9 protein-coding genes and 1 pseudogene are annotated in these 21,601 nt (G+C 70.8%); 1 reads left to right on the forward strand and 9 read right to left on the reverse strand.

What is annotated here, in order from left to right; all coding sequences use genetic code 11:
• Positions 1–5: 5 nt before the first annotated feature.
• The 8 genes from KN815_RS14905 to KN815_RS14940 all read right to left on the reverse strand — a co-directional run bounded on the left by KN815_RS14905 (position 6) and on the right by KN815_RS14940 (position 20,036).
• Positions 6–1,706 (reverse strand): ABC transporter ATP-binding protein, encoded by a 1,701-nt coding sequence (locus tag KN815_RS14905; protein WP_216342422.1) that lies wholly within the window; start codon positions 1,704–1,706, stop codon positions 6–8.
• Positions 1,693–12,645 (reverse strand): non-ribosomal peptide synthetase, encoded by a 10,953-nt coding sequence (locus KN815_RS14910; RefSeq protein ID WP_216342423.1) that lies wholly within the window; start codon positions 12,643–12,645, stop codon positions 1,693–1,695. Before KN815_RS14910 ends, KN815_RS14905 begins: the two co-directional genes overlap by 14 nt.
• 63 nt (positions 12,646–12,708) lie before the next feature.
• Positions 12,709–14,499 carry an ABC transporter ATP-binding protein gene (locus tag KN815_RS14915; protein ID WP_216342424.1) on the reverse strand — a complete coding sequence of 597 codons (1,791 nt, stop codon included), beginning with the start codon at positions 14,497–14,499 and terminating at the stop codon, positions 12,709–12,711.
• A complete protein-coding gene (locus KN815_RS14920) occupies positions 14,496–15,551 on the reverse strand; it encodes an iron-siderophore ABC transporter substrate-binding protein (RefSeq protein ID WP_216342425.1) in 1,056 nt (351 codons plus the stop codon). Before KN815_RS14920 ends, KN815_RS14915 begins: the two co-directional genes overlap by 4 nt.
• A gap of 76 nt (positions 15,552–15,627) precedes the next feature.
• The gene (locus tag KN815_RS14925; RefSeq protein WP_216342426.1) at positions 15,628–16,503 is read right to left on the reverse strand and encodes an ABC transporter ATP-binding protein; all 876 of its coding nucleotides are present in this window, start codon (positions 16,501–16,503) and stop codon (positions 15,628–15,630) included.
• 41 nt (positions 16,504–16,544) lie between these two features.
• Positions 16,545–17,606, reverse strand: a complete 1,062-nt coding sequence (locus KN815_RS14930; RefSeq protein WP_216342427.1) for a FecCD family ABC transporter permease — start codon at positions 17,604–17,606, stop codon at positions 16,545–16,547.
• Entirely contained in the window at positions 17,603–18,661 is a 1,059-nt protein-coding gene (locus KN815_RS14935) for a FecCD family ABC transporter permease (RefSeq protein WP_216342428.1), read from the reverse strand. Before KN815_RS14935 ends, KN815_RS14930 begins: the two co-directional genes overlap by 4 nt.
• Positions 18,662–18,680: 19 nt before the next feature.
• Complete coding sequence (locus KN815_RS14940; RefSeq protein ID WP_216342429.1) at positions 18,681–20,036, reverse strand: lysine N(6)-hydroxylase/L-ornithine N(5)-oxygenase family protein; 1,356 nt, start codon at positions 20,034–20,036, stop codon at positions 18,681–18,683.
• Between the two features lie 239 nt (positions 20,037–20,275).
• Here KN815_RS14940 and KN815_RS14945 point away from each other — a divergent pair, with 239 nt between their 5' ends.
• Entirely contained in the window at positions 20,276–21,223 is a 948-nt protein-coding gene (locus KN815_RS14945) for a methionyl-tRNA formyltransferase (RefSeq protein WP_216342430.1), read from the forward strand.
• 97 nt (positions 21,224–21,320) lie between these two features.
• Here KN815_RS14945 and KN815_RS14950 read toward each other — a convergent pair.
• Positions 21,321–21,601: pseudogene (locus tag KN815_RS14950) on the reverse strand (ATP-dependent endonuclease); the annotation flags it as partial.

A 21,601-nucleotide genomic window follows, 5' to 3' on the forward strand; every position in this document is an offset into this window, starting at 1 on the left:
CCGGGTCACCGGGCCACCGCCAGGCAGTAGTCCTGGTCGGTGGCGAGGAGATGGCGATGGGTGTCCTCGGCGGTGATGACGCCGTCGTCCAGGACGAGGACCCGGTCGGCGGCGTTCAGGAGCGCCGGGCTGCTGGTGATCACGATGGTGGTGCGGTCCCGGCGCAGCTTCGCGATGTTGCGCGCGATGAGCTGCTCGGTGACCGCGTCGACGGCTGTGGTCGGGTCGTGCAGGACGAGGACATCGGTGTCGGCGGCGAGGGCGCGGGCCAGGGACAGCCGCTGGCGCTGTCCCCCGGAGAGGTTCGCGCCGCGGTCGCGGACGCCGTAGTCGAGTCCCTCACGGTGGAGGGCGACGACATCGGTCAGCATGGACGCCTCGACGGCCTCGGGGACCATCCGGCTGGTGCCCGAGGGATCGATGTTCGTGCCGAGGGTGCCCGCGAAGATCTCCCCGTCGTACGGGTTCACCAGCATGTGCTCGCGGACCGCCTCGATCGACAGGTCCGCCAGCTCCCGACCGCCGACCCGCACCGCCCCCTCGTACGCGCCGGGCGGGACCTTCACGGCCAGGATCGACGCGAGGTCGGCCGCCGCACGCGGCTGGTAGGGGGCGATGGCCACGAACTCGCCGACGGCCACCTGGAACTTCAGCTCGCGCAGCGAGCCGTACCGGACGCGGTCGAGGTCGAGGTCTGCGCCCGCGGCCGGGCGCTCCCGCCCGTCGGCCGCCACCGGCGGGGCGGACAGTACCAGCGCCATCCGCTCGGCGGACGCGCGCGCCATCATCATGTACTTCGGCATCTCCGAGAACAGTTTGAGCGGTTCCATGATGAACTGCGCCAGCCCCACGGCCATGACGAGTTCCCCGATGGTGATCCGGCCGCTGAAGGCCAGTGAGCCCGCCATCAGGGTCACGGCGGCGGCGAGGACCGCGTTGAGGGCCAGGGCGGTGCCCGCGTACACGCCGTTGACCTTGGCCACGGTGATCGCCTGGTGTTTCGCCTCCGTGCTGACCCTGCGATAGGAACCGAACGCCGCGTGGTTGCCGCCGAAGCCGTGCAGCGGGCGCAGGCCGGTGATCAGGTCGGCGACCTTCGCCCCCGCCCGTGCCACCCGGGCCTGCTGCTCGCGGGTGCTGGAGCCGATCCGCTTGGACAGCACGCTCAGGATCGACAGAATCGCGACGGTGCCCACGATCACCAGCAGGCCGAGCCGGATGTCGGCCAGGCCCAGCGCGACCGCCGCGACCAGCACCGCCACCAGCGAGCTGACCAGCAGCGGCACCACCTCGATGATATCGGCGGTCTGGTCGGCGTCCTCGGTGGCGATGGTCAGCACCTCGCCGGACTTCAGGTCGACGTCCCTGGCCACCGGCTGGAGGCCGTAGGCCGCGACCTTCACCCGCCAGCGGTGTGCCTCGGTGGTGTTGGCCTTCTGAAGGACGCGCATCCCGAACCGCCACGACAGCGACACCGTCGTGATGATGACCGCCAGCGCGGCGATGGCCAGGCCGAGCGAGCCGAGGCTACGGTCCCGCATCGTGTGCTCGACGATCAGGCCGAGCGCGATGGGGAAGGCGGTCTCACCGGCCTGGTACAGGCCCATGAGGACGGTGCCCCAGGTCATGGCGCCGACGTTGCGGCGCAGTGCGGTCCGGAGGATGTCGGCCCCCGGGCGGGGCCGCTGGGTGTCAGGAGTGGTCATCAAGGTGGCGGGCAATCGCTTCCGGGGTTCGCAGGGTGAACAGATCACGGATGGTGATCACCGGGCCGTACTCGCGGCGGAGCAGCCCGATCAGCCGCACCGCCAGCATGGAGTGCCCTCCCAGGGACACGAAATCGCTCACCGCACTCACCTCGTCGTCATCCAGGTCCAGTGCCTCGGCGAAGAACGCGCACACCACGGTCTCGTTGCCGGTCCGCGGTCCCCGCTCCCCCGCCGTGGTCAGTGTGCCCAGCGGCTTGGCCTCCGGCAGCGCCTTGGTGTCAGCCTTCCCGTTCACGGTCAGCGGGATGCTGTCGACCTGGGCGTAGTGCGTCGGGCGCAGGAAGTCCGGCAGCCCGGTGGCCACGTCGGCGGCGACCGCCGCCAGGTCCGAGCCGTCCAGGACGAGGTAGGCGGCCAGCCGGTAGGCGCCGTCGACCTGGGGATCGGGCTGGGCGACCGCGGCGACGAACCGCACCGCCGGATGCGCGGCGAACACGGCCTCGACCTCGCCCAGTTCGACCCGGTGCCCCCGGATCTTGACCTGCTGGTCGATGCGGCCCAGATACATCAGGTTGCCGTCGGGCCGGCGGGCCACCAGGTCGCCGGTGCGGTACATCCGCTCACCGGGTGCGCCGAACGGGCACGCCACGAAGCGGTGCGCGCTCTGGTCGGGCTGCCCGAGATAGCCGCGGGCGATGCCGATGCCGGACACATACAGCTCACCGGGAACGCCGTCCGGCAGCGGCCGCAGCCACGGGTCCAGCACATACACATCGGTGTTGTCGATCGCCACCCCCACCACCGGGTCCTGGCATTCGAAGGTGCCGACGCCAAGGGTGTTGATGGTGTACTCGGTGGGTCCGTACAGGTTGTAGCCGACCGTCCCCTCGGTCTCCGCGAGCCGCTGCCACAGCGCCGGGGTGACGGCCTCGCCGCCCAGCAGCACCAGCGCCGGACGCCGCTCCGGGTGGTCGAGCAGCCCCTCGGCCACCAGTTGCTGTGCGTAGGTCGGGGTCACATTGATGACGTCGATGTGGTGCTCGAGGCAGTACTCGACCAGCCGGGGCGCGTCACGGCGCAGTTCCTCGTCGCAGATGTGCACCTCATGGCCGTCGGCGAGCCACAGCAGCTCCTCCCATGACATGTCGAAGGCGAACGACACGGTGTGGGCGATCCGGAAGACCTGGTGGCCGTGGTCCGCCAGCACCGGCTCGAAGATCCGGCGCTGATGGTTGATCAGCATGTTGGTCAGCCCGGCGTACTCGGTCACCACGCCCTTGGGCTTCCCGGTCGAGCCCGAGGTGTAGATCGTGTACGCGGGGTGCCGCAGGCGATGCGGGTCCTGCGGCCGATACGTCCGATACGGCTCGGCCTCGGGCAGCGGGCGGTCCAGCTCGATCAGCTCGCCGGTGAGCCGGGGGGACACGGCGCTCACGGTGAGGATCACATCGGGGCGGGCGTCCGCGACGATCGCGGCGATCCGCTCGTCCGGGTGGTCCAGCTCCAGCGGCACATACGCGGCGCCCACCCGCAGCACGGCGAACAGCGCCACGATCGAGTCCAGGGAGCGCGGAATCGCCAGGCCCACGGTCGTCTCGGGGCCGAGGCCGCGCCCGGCCAGCACACCGGCCACCGCGCGGCTGCGGTCCCGCAGCTCGGCGAAGGTCATGGTCGAGCCGTGGGCGACGAGCGCCACCCGCCCCGGGTGGCGGTCCGCCGCCCGGTCGAACCGGTCGACCACGGTGTCCGTGCCGATGTCCATGCGCTCGGCGGGCAGGGGCTCCGGGCCCAGTCCGCGCAGCGCGCCGACCGGCCCGGTCGACCGGGCCAGGTCGTCGAGAACGCGCAGATAGTCGTCGAGGAGCCGCCGGGCGTTCGCGGTGTCCTCGTCGCGGTACTCCAGCTTGACCGTGAGCCGGTCGCCGGGGGTGACGACCCAGGTGAACGGGTAGTGGGTGGAGTCGTCGGCGGTCACCGAGGTGATGCCGTGCCTGGCGTTCATCTCGGCGAACGCGTCCATGTCCAGGAAGTTCTGGAGCACGAAGAGGTTGTCGAACAGGGTGTCGTGCCCGGTGGCCCGCTGGATCTCGCCGAGCCCCAGATGCTCATGGACCATCGCCTCGACCCTGGCCGCCTGTACGTCCGCCAGGTATGCGCCGACGGTGTCGTCCGGCCGGGCCCGGGTCCACATGGGGACGGTGTTGAGCAGCACGCCGACGATGCCGTCCAGCCCCTCGCCCTCCCGGCCGGAGACGGTCACGCCGAACACGGCGTCACCGCGACCCGTGTGGGCGCCGAGCAGGAGGCCGAACGCGCCGGTCAGCACCGAGTTCAGGGTGACGCCGTGTGCCCTGGCCGCCGCCCGCAGCAGCTCCGACCGCTCGGCGGACAGCGTGTGCACGAGCGCGCGCGGCAGCTCGTCGGAGAGGGACGGCGCCGGTCCGGCGAGCAGCGTCGGGCCGGGGAGACCGGCCAGATGCTCGGCCCAGAAGCGTTCCGATACGGCGCAGTCGCGGGCGTCGAGCGCCCGGGCGTGGTCCTCGAAGCTCGGCGTGGCCGGGGCCGGGTCGGGCAACTCGCCATCGAGAACGGCCTGGTAGGCGTCGAACAGGTCCCGCAGCACGATCTCGCGGGACCAGCCGTCCCACAGCAGCAGGTGGTAGCTGAGCAGCAGCCCGTCGCGGTCGCCGGGCAGCCGCACCACGGTCATCCGGATCAGCGGCGGCTCACCCGGGTCGAATCCCGTATCGCGGTCCCGGGTGCGCAGCGCCTCGACGTCCGCCTCGCCGGTGAGCTCGACCGTACGGACGTGGACGCGCCGGCCCGCCGCCAGCACCTGGACGGGGTTTCCGTCGTCGTCGGTGGCGAAACCGGCGGCCACCACCGGGTGCCGCGCCATCACATACGCCATCGCCTCGGCCAGTGCGCCGGTGTCCAGGCGCCGGTCGAAGGTGAACCAGCTCTGCGCCACGTAGTGGCCCGCCGAACCCGCCATCTGGGCCTGGAAGTACAGGCCCCGCTGGAGCGGGGTGACCGGTGCCGTGCGCTCGGCGGTCGCGGAGGCGTCCGCGATGCGTTCCAGGGCGCTCCGCCAGTGGTCGGTGATCTCGTCCGGGATGCCTTCGGCGAGGGTGAAGACGGCGTGCAGGCTGCCGGTGGCCGCGTCGGTCCAGGCGTTGACCTCGACGGCGTACGGACTGCCCTGATCGCCGCCGGTCAGGCGCGGGGCCTGGGACTCACCGCCCCGGCCGAGATAGTTGAACAGTACCTGCGGGCGGGCGGTGAGCAGCGGGGCCGTCTGCGCGTTGAGGTACCTGAGTTGGCCGTAGGCGAGGTGTGCGCGCTCGTCCGGCTGGCGTTCCGCCACCTCGTACGCCGCGGCGACGGGGTCGCTGTGTGCCGTGAGCCGCACGGGTGCGATGGAGGTGAACCAGCCGACCGTGCGGGTGTAGTCGTGGTGTTCCAGCGCCGGGACCCGGCCGTGGCGCTCCAGTTCGATCGCGAGGTCGGTGGGCGATGGCTGGACGCGGGTCAGCGCGGTGCGCAGCGCGCCGCACAGCAACTCGGTGAGACCGACGCCGAGTGCGGTGGGTGCGGTACGCGTCACGCGGTCGCTCACTTCGGGCGCGAGCACGACCGTGGTCTCGCGCGGCCGCTCGACCGCGGGCAGGAGCGCGGGCGCCTGGAGCGTGGTGAGCCAGTGCCCGAGGTCGTCGACCACGTGGCCGGACCGGGACGCCAGTGCTTGCGCGTACGCGGCGTAGGACGTGGTCGGCGGTGGCACGGGCGCCCCGCGCAGGGCGGCGGCCAGGTCGTCCAGCAGGATCAGCCAGGACACCGAGTCGACGGCGAGGTGGTGCACGGTGACCACCAGGGTCCGGCTCGCCTCCAGCCACGCGAAGGCGGCCACGTTCCCGGATTCGGGGTCGAGGTGTCCGGCGGCCTCGTTCGCCGCCGTCGTGGCGTCGGCCGTGTCCGCCCGTACGACCGTGACCTCGCGGACGGGTTCGGTGCGCAGCTCCCACACCCCGTGTGCGACGCGCAGCCGCAGCCGGAGGGCCGGGTGTGCGGCCACGACGGCGTTCGCGGCGCGCTCGGCGTCGGCGAACCCGGTGCCGTCCGGGGCCACCACCGTTCTGGCCTGGGCGAACCGGGTGAGGGATCCGCCCAGTTCGCGCTGGCGCAGGATGATCGGGGTCGGCGGCAGCGGGCCGTCCTCGTGGCGGGCGGGCGCGGGGGGCTCGGCGTGCGGTGTGCTCGTCCCCAGGTGCTCGGCGAGTGCGCGCGGTGTCCTGAACAGGAACACATCCCGTGGCGCGATCGGCAGGCCGAGCGCCCTGGCCCGGTTGATGACGGTGATGGCGACGATGCTGTCGCCTCCGGCGCGGAAGAAGTCGGTGTCGGCGTCGACGGCGGAGCCAGGCAAGCTTTCGGCGAAGATATCGACGAGCACAGGCAGTGCGGCCACAACAGCGTCTTCGTCCGCGAGTGCGTCGTGGCTGGTCGCGCCCCGCGGCGGAGCCGCATTCGGATACAGCCCCGCGCCCCTTCGGGCGCGTGCGGTCAGGGCCTTCCGGTCCAGCTTGCCGTTGACCGTCAGCGGCAGGGCGTCCACGGCCAGCACCCGGCCCGGCACCATATGTACGGGCAGCTTCGCGGACAGCAGGGCGGTGACGTCGGCGGGCAACCGGCCCACGACATGTGCGACCAGGTGGTCGCCGCTGTCCGCCACGGTGACGGCCGCGTCGACCACCCCGTCCAGCCCCCTGACCGCGGACTCCACCTCGCCGAGTTCGATACGGAAGCCCTTGAGCTGCACCTGGTCGTCGGCGCGGCCGGTGAACTCCAGGTCACCGTCGAGGGTGCGGCGGGCGAGGTCGCCCGTGTGGTACATGCGGGAGCCGTCGGCCGCGAACGGGTTCGCCACGAAACGGCCCGCGGTCAGCCCCGGCCTGCCCAGATAGCCGAGCGAGACCTGGTCGCCCGCGACATAGATGGCGCCCACCCGGCCCGGTGGCACCGGCCGGAGCCGGTCGTCGAGCAGATAGGTGGCCAGGCCCGGGATCGGGCCGCCGATCGGGCTGATGTCGCCGCCGGTACCGAAGTCCTCGTCGGTCAGCACCCGGTGGGTGACATGGACGGTGGTCTCGGTGATGCCGTACATATTGACCAGCTCGGGCGCACCGGTGCCATGCCGCTCGACCCAGCCGCGCAGCCGTCCGAGATCCAGCGGCTCGCCGCCGAAGATGATCCGGCGCAGCGCGGTGACCGGCTCGCCCGCATGCCGGTCGGCCTCGATGAACTGGTAGAACGCCGACGGGGTCTGGTTGAGCACGGTCACTCCGCGCTCGCGCACCAGCCGGTGGAAGTCGACCGGTGAGCGGGTCAGCCCGTACTCCGGCACCAGCAGCTCGGCGCCGTGCGCCAGCGCTCCCCACAGCTCCCAGACCGCGAAGTCGAAGGAGAAGGAGTGGAATTGGACCCATACGTCGTCCGGGCCGAAGTCCATGGCGGGCCGGGTGTTCGCGAGCAGCGCCACCACACTGGAGTGCGGGACGACGACGCCCTTGGGCCGGCCGGTGGATCCGGAGGTGTAGATGACGTAGGCGGGGTCGTGCCGGCTCGCCTCCGGCCCGGTCCCCGTACCGGTCTCCGTACCGGACCGCGGCAGCTCGTCGCCCCGTACGAGCACCCGGGCCGGCACGCCCGCCCGGGCCAGCAGCCGGGTGAAGCGCTCGCGCTGCTCACGGTCCACGAGGACGACCTGCGGGGCGGAGTCGGCGAGGATGTACTCCAGCCGCTCGTCCGGGTAGGCCAGGTCCAGTGGTACATAGGCGCCGCCCGCGGTGACGATCGCGACCAGGGCGACGACCTGTTCGAGGGAGCGCGGCACGGCGACGGCGACGCGCCTGCCCGGCCCGGTACCGGCCGCGCGCAGGGCGGAGGCCAGCACGTTCTTCGCCTTCGCCAGTTCACCGTAGGTCAGTGAGCGGGTTCCGCCGTCGAGAGCGCACTGGGTGACGGCGGTGGCCGCCGGGTCGCGGCGCGCGGCGGCGTCGAACAGTCCGCCCAGGGTCGTCGGAGTGATCGGCGCGGGACGCCGGGTGTCTTCCGGCGCCACCTCGCCGACCAGGGCGTCCGGGCGGGTGAGCAGGCCGGTGAGGGTCTTTGTGAACGTGCTCAGGATCGCCTGGGCGCTCGCCTCCCGCAGCAGCTCACCGTCGTAGATCAGGTTGAAGCGGGGACGGCCGTCCGGAGCGCGCTCCACCACCAGCGTCAAGGGGTAGTGCGGGGCGCCCTCGTTCACGATGTCGGTGATGACCAGTTCGTCGCCCGGGCCCCGCAGGTCGGCCACATCGGTGGCGACATCGAACACCACCAGGGTGTCGAACAGGGTTCCGGCGCCGGCCAGGCGGCCGATCCTCGCCAGCGAGACATGCTGGTGCGGCAGCACCGCGCTCTGGTGTTCCCGCACCGAGGCGAGCAGCTCGCGCGCCGTGGTGGTACCGGCCCACCGGGCGCGTACGGGGATCGTGTTGATGAACAGACCCACCATGTCCTCGATGCCGGACACCTGCGCGTCGCGCCCGGACACCGTGGATCCGAACACCACATCACTGCCGTGCAGGATGCCACCCAGCGTGACCGCCCAGGCGCTGTGCACGGCCACGCTCAGCGGCACACCGGCCGACCGGGCGGCCGCGTCGATGTCGTCCCCCGGTGCCACGGCGACATCGGCGAATCGGCCGGACGGGGTGTGCCCCTCGGCGACCAGCGAGGTCCCGGGCAGCTCGGCGAGCTGATCGCGCCATATCCGGTCGCTCTCGTCGTCGTCGCGCTCCGCGAGCCACCGTACGTAGTCGGGGAAGCCGCCGAGCGGGTACACGGTCCCCGGCGCGTGGTATTCGGCCAGCAGCGCGCGGAGCATCGGTGGCACCGACCAGCCGTCGGCGATGATGTGGTGCACGGTCTGCACCAGGACGTTCCGGCCGGAGCCCGCGCGGATGAGCGTGTACCGCATCAGCGGGCCGGTGGCCAGGTCGAACCCGGCGCGGCGGTCCCGCTCGGCGTATTCGCGGATCTCGGCGTCGGTGATCCCGGGGGCGTCGAGCGTGGTGAACGGCGCCCGCGCACCGCTCTCCAGCACGGAGACCACACGGCCGTCGGCCAGGGCCGTGAACCGTGCCGCCAGGTTCGGGTACAGGGTGAGCAACCGGGTGGCCGCCGTCGCGAGCCGGTCGGCGGCCACCTCGCCGTCCAGCCTCAGCAACTGCTGCTCGACGTAGGCGCCCGCCGAGTCGTCGTCGAAGACCGAATGGAAGTACAGGCCCTCCTGCAACGGGGTCAGCGGCAGGATGTCCCGCAGCGCCGGGCCGTCCAGGGCGTCGACGTCGGCCTGGGTGAGCCGCACCAGGCCGAAGTCGCTGGGCGAGTGGCCGCCCTGCTCGAGCACGGCCAGGGCGGTCAGGGTCTCCCGGAAGTACCCGCCGATGGTCGCGATGTCCTCGTCGGTGAACATCCCGTCTGGCCAGGAGATGGTGGTGATCAGCTCGTACGCGCCGCTGGAGGCGGGTTCGGCGATCGCGTTGAACTCCAGAGGGCGTGGCAGGCGCATTCGCGGGTCGCGCCTCTCCCCCAACTGGCCCGTGGTTGCGCTGAGTTGCCAGTTGCCGGACGCGCCCGCGTCGAAGCGGCCCAGGTAGTTGAAGAGCACCTGCGGTGCGGGGGCGTCGAACTCGGTGCGGGTCAGATACCGCAGGGCGCCGTAGGAAACGCCGTTGGACGGCACTCGGGCGAGGTCTTCCTTGACCGCCTTGAGCGCGGCGGCCAGGTAGTCGGGGGCGGTGAAATCGGCCGCCGCTCCGGGGTCCACGGTCACCGGGAAGAGGGTGGTGAACCAGCCCACGGTCCGCGACAGCTCCGGCTCGAAGCCGGCGGTGTCCGCCACGAACCGTCCTTCGCGGCCGTGGCCCTCGAGTTCGATATGCGCGAAGGTCTGGTCCTGTCCGAGGTCGCGGCGCCATCGGGCGAGGGTGACGGCGAGCGCGGTCAGCAGCACATCGCCCACACCCGCATGGAACCTCGCGGGGATCTCGCCCAGCAGGGCGGCGGTGACCTCGGGGCCGGCCGAGACGGTCCGCACCCGCTCCCGGGCGACGGTGTCGGCTTGGGAGAGCGCGCGCCTGCCCACGGGGCCGTCCGCTCCCGGGAGGGGACGCTCGTAGTAGCCACGGTCCGCGTCGAAGGTGGCATTTCCCAGCATCTGCGTCCAGCGCCGGAACGACGTGCCCACCGCAGGGAGCTCGATCGGCGCGCCCGAGGCGAACTGCCGCCATGCCGTGGCCAGGTCGTCCATCAGGACATGCCAGGACACACCGTCGATCACCACATGGTGGACGACCACGACCAGTTGCCGTGCCTCGCGTCGCCAGACGGCACGCAGCATCACACCCTGGTCCGGGTCCAGCCCTGCGGTGGCGAGCGCGACACACTCGTCGAGCGGACGGTCGCTCTCCTGCCACGACGGCGTGGCCCGGTCCGCCGCCGGGATGTCGAAGCTCCAGCGTTCGCCACGTATCAGCCTGGCGCGCAGCATGTCGTGCCGCCCGGCCACGGCGGCGAGGATCGCGTCGAGGGCGTCGGCGGTCAGCTCCGCCGGGGTGTTCAGCACGACCGACTGGACGAAGCCGTCGATCGCGTCGGTGGTCTCGCCGAGCCACCGCACGATGGGCGATCCCATGACGGAACCGGTCGCGATATCACCCTCGTCCGCGGTGGCGGCGTCCTCACGGCTCGCCATCGCCGCCAGCGCCCCGACCGTGCTGTTGGTGAAGATCTGCCGTGCCGTGAGGTGGAGACCGGCGTCGCGCACCGCGCTCAGCAGCGAGATCGCCAGCAGGCTGTCCCCGCCGAGCTGGAAGAAGTCCTGGTCGACGCCGACCTCGTCCAGCCGCAGCACCTTCGCGACCGCCGCGCACACCACCCGCTCGTTCTCGGTGGTGGGCCGGACGATCGAGCCCGTCCCGATCACGGGTTCCGGCAGCGCACGGCGGTCGAGCTTGCCGTTCGCGGTGAGCGGGAACTCCGTCATCACGACGATATGGGCGGGCACCATGTACTCCACCAGGTGCCCGGCGGCCCATCCCTTGACCTCGTCCGGGCGCAGGTCCTCGCTCCCGGCGGCCGGGATCACATAGCCCACCAGATAGCTGCTGCCCGCCGCGTTCTTCTTCGCGACGACGCAGGTGTAGCGCACTCCGGGGTGCTCCGCGAGACCGACCTCGACATCCTCGATCTCCAGCCGCATACCGCGGATCTTGATCTGGTTGTCGGCCCGGCCGAGGAAGTCCAGCGACCCGTCCGGGGCGAACCGCGCGAGGTCTCCGGTCCGGTACAGCCGCGATCCGTCCCCGGCGAAGGGGTTCGCCACGAAGCGGGACGCCGTCAGACCGGGCGCGTTGATGTACCCGCGGCCCAGGAGGAACCCTCCCACGTACAGTTCGCCACCGACTCCGACCGGGACCGGGCGCAGCTCGTCGTCCAGCACATACAACTGGGTGTTCGGGTTGGCCTTGCCGATCGATGTCGACAGGCGCTCGGCCGCGCCCCGGTAGATGACATGCGAGACGCCGATGGTGGTCTCGGCCGGGCCGTAGCCGTGGTAGAGCGGGATGTCGAGCCGGGTGCGGAACCGCTCGTACAGCTCCGGGGTCAGCACCTCGCCGCCGCACCACACATGGCGCAGGCTGTCCAGCCGTCCGGAGTCGCCCACCATCTCCAGCAGCACGTCCAGCATGGACGAGACCAGGTAGGTGAAGGTGACCCACTGCTCGGCGATCACGCTCAGCAGGTGGTGCGGGTCGCGTTCGCCGCCGGGCCGCAGGATGACCAGCCTGCCGCCGTGCACCAGCGGCAGGAAGATCTCGTTGATGGAGATGTCGAAGGACAACGGCGCCTTGAACAGCGACGCGTCGTCGTGGCCGAAGCCCAGGATCTCGTTGCCCTGCCACAGCAGGCGCTCACTGATCGCCTCGTGCCGGATCATCGCGCCCTTGGGCCGCCCGGTCGAACCGGACGTGAAGATCACATACGCCAGGGCGCTGCCGGGGACGGTGGCCCCGGTGCCCTCGGTGGGGTGGGACCCGAAGCGCCAGTCGCCGAGGTCGACGGCCACGGCCTCCGGTTCGGCCGGGTCGCGTTCGCCCGCGTCGTTGAGCTGCGCCACGACCTGGGCGTCGTCGATGACGACGGCCCGGCGCGCGGCGGGCCACTGCGGATCGAGCGGCACAAACGCGCATCCCGCCTGGAGTACGGCGAGCAGCCCGATCACCATCTCGGCGGAGCGGCCCAGTGAGATGCCGACGACCTGTTCGGGGCGCAGGCCGCGCTCGATCAGGTGGTGGGCCAACTGGCTTGTACATTCAGTCGCCTGACGGTAGGTCAGCGACCGGTGTTCGTCGACGATGGCGACGGCGTCCGGCCGGGACCGCGCCTGCTCATGGAACATCTCCACGATGGTGGGGCGGACCCGGTCGGCCCCGGTGTCGTTCCACCCGGCCAGTGCCTCGAGCCTGGCCGCCACGCCGGACGGGGAGATGGTGCCGATGGGCCGGTCGGGGAATTCGGTCAGGTCGTCCAGCGCGAGCCGCGCATCGCCGGGCCCGACGCCTTCCGGGACGGTGATGCTCAGGTCGTCCGCGCCGATCTCCCAACCGGCGGGCCCCGTACCGCCGTTGTCGACCCAGCCGAGGACATCGGCGAACAGGGTGCCGGGGGTGAGGTCGATACCGTCGGGGCTCAGGCCCGTCGCCCAGTACGCCAGCCCGATGGCACACGCTTCGGCGATGGTCCGGTCGGAGAAGTCACCGATCCGCCGGCGTACATCGGCAACCTGTCCGGGAGAAAGCAGTACGCGACGAGCGCCCGGTTCCACCATCGAAGACATCGAAGACTCAGCATCCCTTCCACGTCATGAAAAGCTCACCTGAATCAGGGGTGTCTAACTACCTTCGCGCCAGGCCCGCCACAGTCGTGCGTACCGGCCGCCCAGGGCCACCAGCTCGTCGTGCGTGCCTTGTTCCACCACCCGGCCCGCGTCCAGCACGGCGATCCGGTCCGCCGCCATCGCCTGGGTCAGCCGGTGCGCCACGAACAGCGTGGTCCGGCCCGAGCACGCGGCCAGCACGGCCCGCTCCAGCTCGGCGGCGCCCTCGCTGCCCGCCTCCGCGGTGGACTCGTCGAGCACCACCACCGGCGCCCGGCCCAGCACCAGCCGGGCCAGGGCGATCTGGGCCACCTTGGTGACGTCCAGGCGCTCGCCGCCCTCGCCGACCATGGTGTTCAGCCCATCGGGCAGCGCGTCGACCCACTCGGCGGCGCCGACCGTGCGCAGCGCCGCCATCAGCTCGGCGTCGCTCGCCTGCGGCGCGGCCAACCGCAGGTCGTCGGCGAGCGGCCCGGAGAACACATGGGTGTCCTGCGTCAGGATGCTCACCAGGGCCCGCGCCCCGGCCTCGTCCAGACCGGCGAGGTCGGTGGTCCCGACGCGCACCGACCCGGCCTGCGGGGTCCCGATGCCCGCGATCAGCGCGGCCAGGGTGGACTTGCCCGCGCCCGTCGCCCCCACCAGCGCGACCGAACCACCGGCCGGGATCGTCAGATGGACGTCCCGGAGGACCGGTTCCTCGGTGTCGGGGTAGCGATATGTCAGCCCCTCCACCGTCACCGAGTACGGCCCGGTGTCCGCCGGCGAGACGGCCGCGTCGCCCACCAGCCGGTCCTCGGCGGCCTCCCCCACCACGCCGACCAGCCGGGTCAGGCTCGCGCCCGACTTCTGCGCCTCGTCGAAGGTGAACATGATGGAGCCCAGCGGGGTGAAGAGCCGGTGGAACATCAAAGGGGCCGACGAGACATCGCCCAGGCTGGCGGCATCGGCCTCCAGCAAGGAGTAGCCCACCACGATGATCAGGACCAGTCCGATGAACTCGGCGCGGTTCTCCCTGCCGACGAACCGGCCGAAGAACCGGAACACCTCGATACCGAGATCGCGCACCCGCCATGACTCGGCGCCGACCTTCTCGCGGAAGGCGCCCTCGAGGCGGTACGCCCGCACCGTGTCGATCCCCTTCAGGCCACTGATCAGCGCCTGCGCACGGTCGGCCTGGGCCACCCGCTGCCGCTGGTAGAGCGGGGCGGACCGGGGGAGATACCAGCGCAGGGCCAGCGCGTACGCGGGCAGCGCACCGGCGCCCGCGAGGCCCAGCCGCCAGTCCAGTCCGAACATGCCGGCCGTGGCGATGACGACCAGCACCCCCGCCGAGAACACGGTGGGGACGGCCGTGCGAATGCCCTTGGACAGCACGGCCACATCGTCACCGACCCGGGAGAGCACGTCTCCCCGACCGACCTGCTCGATCCGTGCGCTCGGCATCCCGAGCACCGCGCGGACGGCGCCTTCGCGCAGCCGCGCGAGCAGATCCGCGCCCAGCCGTCCGATGAGATAGGTCGACACCGCGGTGGCCGCCGCGCCGATCAGTGCGGCGGCCCCCATCACCACCCCGATCGTGACCAGGGTCGAGCGCGGCTCGCCCTCGACCACCCCGTCGACCACCCGGCCGAGCAGGATCACCGGGAGCACCTGGAGCGCCGCCCCGGCCACCGTGGTGAGCGCGGTGGCGGCCGTCAGCCAGGGCACCTCTCGGCAGTGGGCCGCGACCCATCGGGTGGCCACGCGTCCGGTGGCCGTGCGCAGAGTGGCCGGGGGGACGCGCGCCTCGGTGGTGGTGCTCACTCCCGGCCGACCGACTTGACGAGCTGGTCGATCGCGTACGGCAGGGAGAGCGGGGTGCCCTGGGAGATGGCCGCGCCGACGGCCGGGCCCTGGCTGTCCAGCAGGTAGGACACCTTGCCCTGCTTCACCGCGTCCAGGTTGGTGAACAACTGGAACTTCTTCAGCGCCTGTTGGTCGGCCTTGTCGTTGATGACGAAGACGCGGTCGGCGTCGACCAGGTCGACGCGCTCGGGGGACAGGACGGTGTAGAACTTCCCGTCCGCGATTCTGTCGATCTTGGTCTGGTAGCTGAAGCCGAGGCCCGTGACCAGCCGCCCGCGCACATCGGTGGAGGTGAACGGGGCCACCGAGTTCTTGTACCAGGACACCATGACGGCGGTCTGGTTCGCGAACTCGGGATGCGCCTTCTTGGCCGCGCCGAGCTTGTCCTGGACTCCCCGCACCAGCTTGGTGCCCTCGTTCTCCTTGCCCAGCGCCTTGGCGATCTGCACCGCGTTGTCCTGCCACGGGGCGCTGAACGGCTCCTTCTCGCCCTTGGTGCGGCCCACGGTGGGGGCGATCTGGGAGAGCTTGTCGTAGGCGGCCTTGTCGATCTCGGAGTAGACCGCCACGATCAGATCCGGCCGCAGGGCGGCGATCTTCTCGTAGTTGGGGCCGGTGTCGCCGTTCTTCATGACGACCTCGGGCCGGGTGTCGCCCCACTGGTCCTTCACCCAGGGCCACTGGGTGTTGATGTCGGGCTTCTTGCCCGCCGGGTTCGGGTACTGGTCGACCATGCCGACCGGTCTGACACCGAGCGCCAGCATGGCCTGGTCGTCCGTGTAGCCGACGGAGACGACCCGCCGGGGAGCCTTGGTGATCTTCGTGGATCCGAACGCGTGCTCCACGGTGACCGGGAACGCACCGGAGGCGGCGGCCGGGGCGTCGTCGCCCGACTCATCCGCCGAGTCGGAACCACATCCCGCGAGGAGGCCGACGCCGAGGGCCGCGGCGGACAGCACCGCCACTAACCGCCGCCATGGCGCCCTACGGGTCGTTCGATGGAGGAGCATCCGGAATCCCTTGCTGTCGCGCTGTCCGTTGCGCCCCTGACTAAGGGCAGCCAAACCTTATCTTGATTAAGTGAGGCTAGCCTAGCCTTACTTGTACATTCCTTCGCGGGACCTGCTCGAGCCGGACATGGGTACGGCCGATCGGCACGATGAGCGGCCGGTCGCCCACCGGGTCGTCAATCACCATGGCCCGCAGCCCGAATGCCTCGTCCAGCAGCTCGGCGGTGATCACATCACGCGGATGCCCCTGCGCCAGGATCGAGCCCGCCCGCATCACGATGAGGTTGTCGCTGTATCGCGTGGCCAGATTGAGGTCGTGCAGCACCATCACCACCGTGCGGCCCGACTCGTGCAGGTCATCCACGAGGTCCAGCACATCGATCGCGTGCGCCAGGTCCAGATAGGTGGTCGGCTCGTCGAGGAGCAGCAGATCGGTGCCCTGGGCCAGGGCCATCGAGATCCAGACGCGCTGACGCTGCCCGCCGGACAGCGAGTCGACCGGGCGGTCGGCCAGCTCCGACACCCCGGTCATGGCCAGCGCGCGCTCCACGACACCGGCGTCGTCCGACGACCACTGCCGCAGCCAACTCTGGTGCGGGTGGCGCCCCTTGGCGACCAGGTCGGCCACCGTCAGCCCCTCCGGCGCCACCGGCGCCTGCGGCAGCAGGCCCAGCTTCTTGGCCACCTCCCGGGTCCTGAGCCCCGCGATGTCCTCGCCGTCCAGCACCACGGCCCCCTTGGCCGGCTTGAGCAGCCGTGTCAGGGTGCGCAGCAGGGTCGACTTGCCACAGCCGTTGGGGCCGATGATCGTGGTGATCACACCCGGCGGGATCGTCACATCCAGGTCCTCGATGACGGATCGGCCGCCGTACCCGACCGAGACGCCTTGGGCCGCCAGCCGTGGGCTGCCCTGGGCCCCGGACTCGATCTCGGTGATGCGCTCGGCGCTCACAAGTCCCCCTGTATTGAGGTCTGTCGGAACTTTATTGCCAGCTATCTGAGATTGGCCCGTACCAGCAGATGGACGAGGAAGGGGCCGCCGATCGCGGCCGTGACCACGCCCACCGGGAGAGTGATCGGCAGCGCCGTGCGCGCGATCAGGTCCGCACCGATCAGCAGCAACGCGCCCACCATGCCGGAGGCCACCATCGGCGGCGTAGGGCACCTCGCCAGACGCATCGCCACCTGCGGCGCCACCAGCGCGACGAACGGGACCGGGCCCGCCGCGCTCACCCCCACAGCCGCCAGCAGGACCGCGCAGAGCAACAGGACCGCCCGCACCATCGCGTACCGGACGCCCAGGCCCGCGGCGACCTCGTCGCCCAAGTGCATCGGCTTGAACTGGAACGCGACACAGAACACGACGGCCAGCAGGACGAGCGTGCACCACAGCGCCACCCGGACCTCGCTCCACGAGCGGCCCTCCAGCGAGCCGACCAGCCATGCCTGGGCCCGGGCCACATCCTTGATGTCGGCCGTGACCAGCAGCCATGTCGTGATCGCCTCCATCATGGCGCTCACCGAGATGCCGATGAGGATGAGCCGGAAGCCGTCGATCCCGCGCCGCCACGCCAGGAAGTACACCAGCAGTCCGGTGCCGAGACCGCCGGCGAGCGCCGCCGCGGACAGCCCCACGGCGCTCACGACCGCCGCCGCGGTCCCGCCCGACACCGTCACCAGGAACACCGAGACCGCGCCGGCGCCCCCGGTGATCCCCAGAATGTCCGGGCTGGCCAGCGGATTGCGGGCGATGGACTGCGTCAGCGCACCGGACACCCCCAGCGCGATCCCCACGATGAGCCCGGCCAGGGCGCGCGGCATCCGCAAGTCCATGATCACGAACTTGTCGACCCGCTCTCCGCCACCCAGGATCGTGGCGATGACCCGGGACAGGCCGATGGGGAAGTCCCCGACGCCGATGGACAGGCAGAACACCAGAAAGGTGGCCGCCGCCAGCAGCAGCGTGACGCAGACGAGCCAGGGCCGCCATACGAACGACACCTGGCCGAGCCGCACACCCGGCGCCACCGATGGTTTCACGTCTGTCCCGCTCATGCGCTCCTGAACTTTCCGAGCCATACCAGGGCCGCGAAGAACGGGGCGCCCAGGAGAGCCACGATCACACCCGCGTCCAACTCGCCCGGCCGCACCACCAGACGCCCCACGATGTCGCAGACCAGGAGGACCACAGCGCCGAGCAGAGCCGCGTACGGCACCAGCCAGCGGTAGTCCGGCCCGGTCAGATACCGCGCCACATGGGCCACCATGAGCCCGAGAAACGCGATGGGGCCGCACGCCGCCGTCGCCGCGCCCGCCAGCAGGGTGATGGCGGCGATGCCGACGGTCCGGCTCAGCGCGATGTTCACGCCCAGCCCCCGCGCCACATCGTCACCCAGGTTGAGCAGGTTGAGGGCGGGCAGCGTGGTCAGCGCCAACACCAGCCCGACCGCGATGAACAGGGCCACCGGCCAGATGACATCGAATCCGACACCGGCCACGGAGCCCGCGTTCCAGAACCGCAGCGCGTTCAGCGACGCCTGGTCCGAGAGCGCGACCGCCGTGGTCATCGCCGCCAGGAACACCGTGATCCCCTGCCCGGCCAGTGCGAGCGTCAACGGATTGCCGGCCCCTCGGCCGATGCTCGCCAGCCCGAAGACCACGACACCGGCGACCGCCGCCCCCAGGAAGGCGAACCAGACGTACTGGAACGGGTCGGCGAACCCGAACACGGCGATCACCGACACCACGGCGAACGAGGCACCGGAGTTCACCCCCAGCAAGCCCGTGTCGGCGATCGGATTGCGCGTATACCCCTGGATCAGCGCGCCGCCGACCCCCAGGGCGATGCCCGCCACGATCGCGAGCACCGTCCGGGGCAGCCGCACGGTCCGCACGATGAGCCTGATCTCGGTGAGCCGCTGGTCGGAGTCAGGCGCCGCGAACAGCCCGTGCCACACCTCGGCGGGGCTCAGCGCGCGCGCACCCACGGCCAGCGACACCGCCGCCGCGATCACGAGGACCGCCACGAGTGTGCCCAGACCCACAACCCGCCGCCGACGGGCCCTTGTTATGCCCCTGGCCAAGGGGCGCTCCATCGCAGTGGTGCCCATGTCTCAGTACGTCATCCCCCTAGCGAGCGGTGCTGCCGACTCCGTCGGCGACCGGCCGGGCCCCGCCGGAAGCGGACGGGATGCCCCGGTCGAGGAGCGAGTCCAGGATCTCGCCGACCCGGGTCGCGGTGTTGGACAGCAGGGAGGAGGTGATGCCGTGGGTATGCTCCGTACCGCCCTGGAGATAGATGCCGCAGCGCAGCCCGGGATCGGTGGCGACGCGGTAGTCGCGCTCGACGCGGATGCGGCCCTCGGCGTCGCGGAGGCAGCTCTCGGCGACTTCGCCGAGGAGGCCGAGGGGGTCGGCGGGGCTGTAGCCGGTGGCGAAGACCACCACGTCCGCGTCCAGGAGCGTCTCCTCGCCGGTGACGAGGGATGTCACGGTGGCACGGACCTGTGTCTCCGTCTCCTTGACCCCGGCGAGCCGGGACACGTTGAGGAAGCGCAGCCGCTCCACGCCGAGGACCTTCTCCTGGTACATCTGCCGGTACAGATCGTCGATCAGGTCGATGTCCACCACGGAGTAGTTGGTGTTCCCGTGGTAGTCCATCAGCCGGCGCTTGACGTCCTCGGGTGCGGCGAAGTACTCGTCGACCGCCTCGGGGTCGAAGATCCGGTTGGCGAAACCACTGTCGTCCGCGGGGCTGTAGCCGTAGCGGGAGAAGACCGCGCAGACCTCGGCCTCCGGGAAGCGGCGGTGCAGATAGGCGACGTTCTCGGCGGCACTCTGCCCGGCGCCCACGACGATGAACCGGGAGGGCGAGGTGCCCTCCAGGCCGTCGGCCTTCGCCAGGAGTTCCGAGGTGTGCCAGACGCGGTCACCGCGTTCCACGCCCTCGGGCATGAGGGGACGCAGCCCGGTACCGATGACGAGGTTGCGGGCGCGGTGGACCGCGAGCCCCTCCGCCGAGCGGACCGTCACATCCAGATACTCCACGGCCCCGTCACGGACGACAGGCGCGACGCCGACGACCTCATGGCCGTAGGAGGCCATGTCCCCGACCTTGGCCGCGGCCCACTCGAGGTAGTCGTGGAACTCCACGCGCAGCGGGAAGAGGTTCTTGTGGTTGATGAAGTCGATCAGCCGTCCCTTGCTCTTCAGATAGCAGAGGAAGCTGAACTCACTGGCCGGGTTCCGCAGCGTCACCAGGTCTTTGAGGAAGGACACCTGCATGGTCGCGTCGTCGATCAGCATGCCTCGGTGCCAGCCGAAGCGCGGCTGCTGCTCGAAGAAGTGGGCGCTGATCTCCTCTCCCCCGGCGACGCGTGTGTTGTGCTCGCCGAGTGCGATCGCCATGGCCACATTGGACGGCCCGAAGCCGATGCCAATGAGGTCGTGGACCACTGATGCGTCACCAGGAAGAACCTGTGACATGTCACTCCCATCGTGCGGGGCAATCGCCGGTCAGGCGTGGGGAAGTCGCGGTGGGCACGCCGACGGAGCGGCATGCCCACTGAAACTTAGGTGAGCCTAAGCTAAACCCGCAACCCTGTCGATAGGGCGGATCAGGCAATCGCACTCGCCAACTGCGCCCCAGAACAGGCCCGTTGCAGACTAAGGTAAGCCTTGCTTTACTTGATCCCCGGTCATCCCCTGCTTCGAGGAGGAACCCCATGCGGGTCGTCATGTTCGGTTACCAGACCTGGGGGCACCGCACCCTGCAAGCCCTCCTGGACTCCGAGCACGACGTGGTACTCGTCGTTACGCACCCCAAGAGCGAGCATGCGTACGAGAAGATCTGGAGCGACTCCGTCGCCGACCTCGCCGAAGAGCACGGCGTCCCGGTGCTGATCCGCAACCGCCCTGACGACGACGAGTTGTTCGAGCGCCTCAAGGAGGTCGACCCGGACATCATCGTGGCGAACAACTGGCGGACATGGATCCCCCCGCGCATCTTCGGCCTGCCCCGCCACGGCACGCTGAACATCCACGATGCGCTGCTGCCGAAGTACGCCGGCTTCTCCCCGCTGATCTGGGCCCTGATCAACGGCGAGTCCGAAGTGGGCGTCACCGCGCACATGATGAACGACGATCTCGACGCGGGCGACATCGTCCGGCAGGAGGCGGTTCCGGTCGGACCGACCGACACCGCCACCGACCTCTTCCACAAGACCGTCGACCTCATCGCCCCGGTCACGATCGGAGCGCTCGACCTCATCGCCTCCGGGCAGACGGAGTTCACCAAGCAGGACCGGTCAAAGGCGAGCTTCTTCCACAAGCGGTCCAGCGAGGACATCCGCATCGACTGGAGCTGGCCGGCGGAGGACCTCGAACGCCTGGTCCGCGCCCAGTCCGAGCCGTACCCCAGCACCTACGCCTTCCATAAGGGCAAGCGCCTCGAAATCCTGGCCGCGGTCGTGTCCCAGGGCCGGTACGGCGGCACTCCCGGCCGCATCTTCTACCGCGAGGGCGACGGCGTGGTGATCGTCGCCGGAGCCGACGCCCGCACCGGCCGCAACCACGGCCTGGCCATCACACGCGTACGGACCGAGGACGGCCACGAGATGGCCGCCACGGAGTACTTCACCTCCATGGGCGGCTACCTGACGAGCCGCCCCTGACACGGGAACCCGCTACCGCAACTCCCATGGGCCGAGAGGACATTGCCACCGCGCGGACCGGAGGTCGATGCGGTGGCAATCGACTTCGGCCCGGCGGTCAGAGACTGGTGAGCAGGCCGTCGAGCGGGGCGGGTATGCGGTCGGGGTCCAGGGCCTCGGTGAGGACACGGCCGTAGTGGATCTTGCGTCCCTTCTTCGTGCTGAGGAAGCGCCGCAACTGCTGCTGTGAGGTGCGGCCCCGCTGTGCGGGCTGGCGCAGGAAGGTCTGAAGGGGACGCAGGTCGCCCTCCGCCCGGACGAGCTCCTCCACCCGGGTCACGCCCAGCGCGCGGATGAGCTCGTCTTCGAGATCCGCCGCGCAGACGAAGATCCGTTGCC

The sequence above is a fragment of the Streptomyces niphimycinicus genome, assembly GCF_018883605.1.
GTDB lineage: Bacteria > Actinomycetota > Actinomycetes > Streptomycetales > Streptomycetaceae > Streptomyces > Streptomyces niphimycinicus.

Coding starts and splice junctions, on each gene's coding strand:
- KN815_RS14905 (WP_216342422.1), bottom strand. CDS start 1,706: ATGACCACTCCTGACACCCAGCGGCCCCGCCCGGGGGCCGACATCCTC.
- KN815_RS14910 (WP_216342423.1), bottom strand. CDS start 12,645: ATGGTGGAACCGGGCGCTCGTCGCGTACTGCTTTCTCCCGGACAGGTT.
- KN815_RS14920 (WP_216342425.1), bottom strand. CDS start 15,551: ATGCTCCTCCATCGAACGACCCGTAGGGCGCCATGGCGGCGGTTAGTG.
- KN815_RS14930 (WP_216342427.1), bottom strand. CDS start 17,606: ATGAGCGGGACAGACGTGAAACCATCGGTGGCGCCGGGTGTGCGGCTC.
- KN815_RS14935 (WP_216342428.1), bottom strand. CDS start 18,661: ATGGGCACCACTGCGATGGAGCGCCCCTTGGCCAGGGGCATAACAAGG.
- KN815_RS14940 (WP_216342429.1), bottom strand. CDS start 20,036: ATGTCACAGGTTCTTCCTGGTGACGCATCAGTGGTCCACGACCTCATT.
- KN815_RS14945 (WP_216342430.1), top strand. CDS start 20,276: ATGCGGGTCGTCATGTTCGGTTACCAGACCTGGGGGCACCGCACCCTG.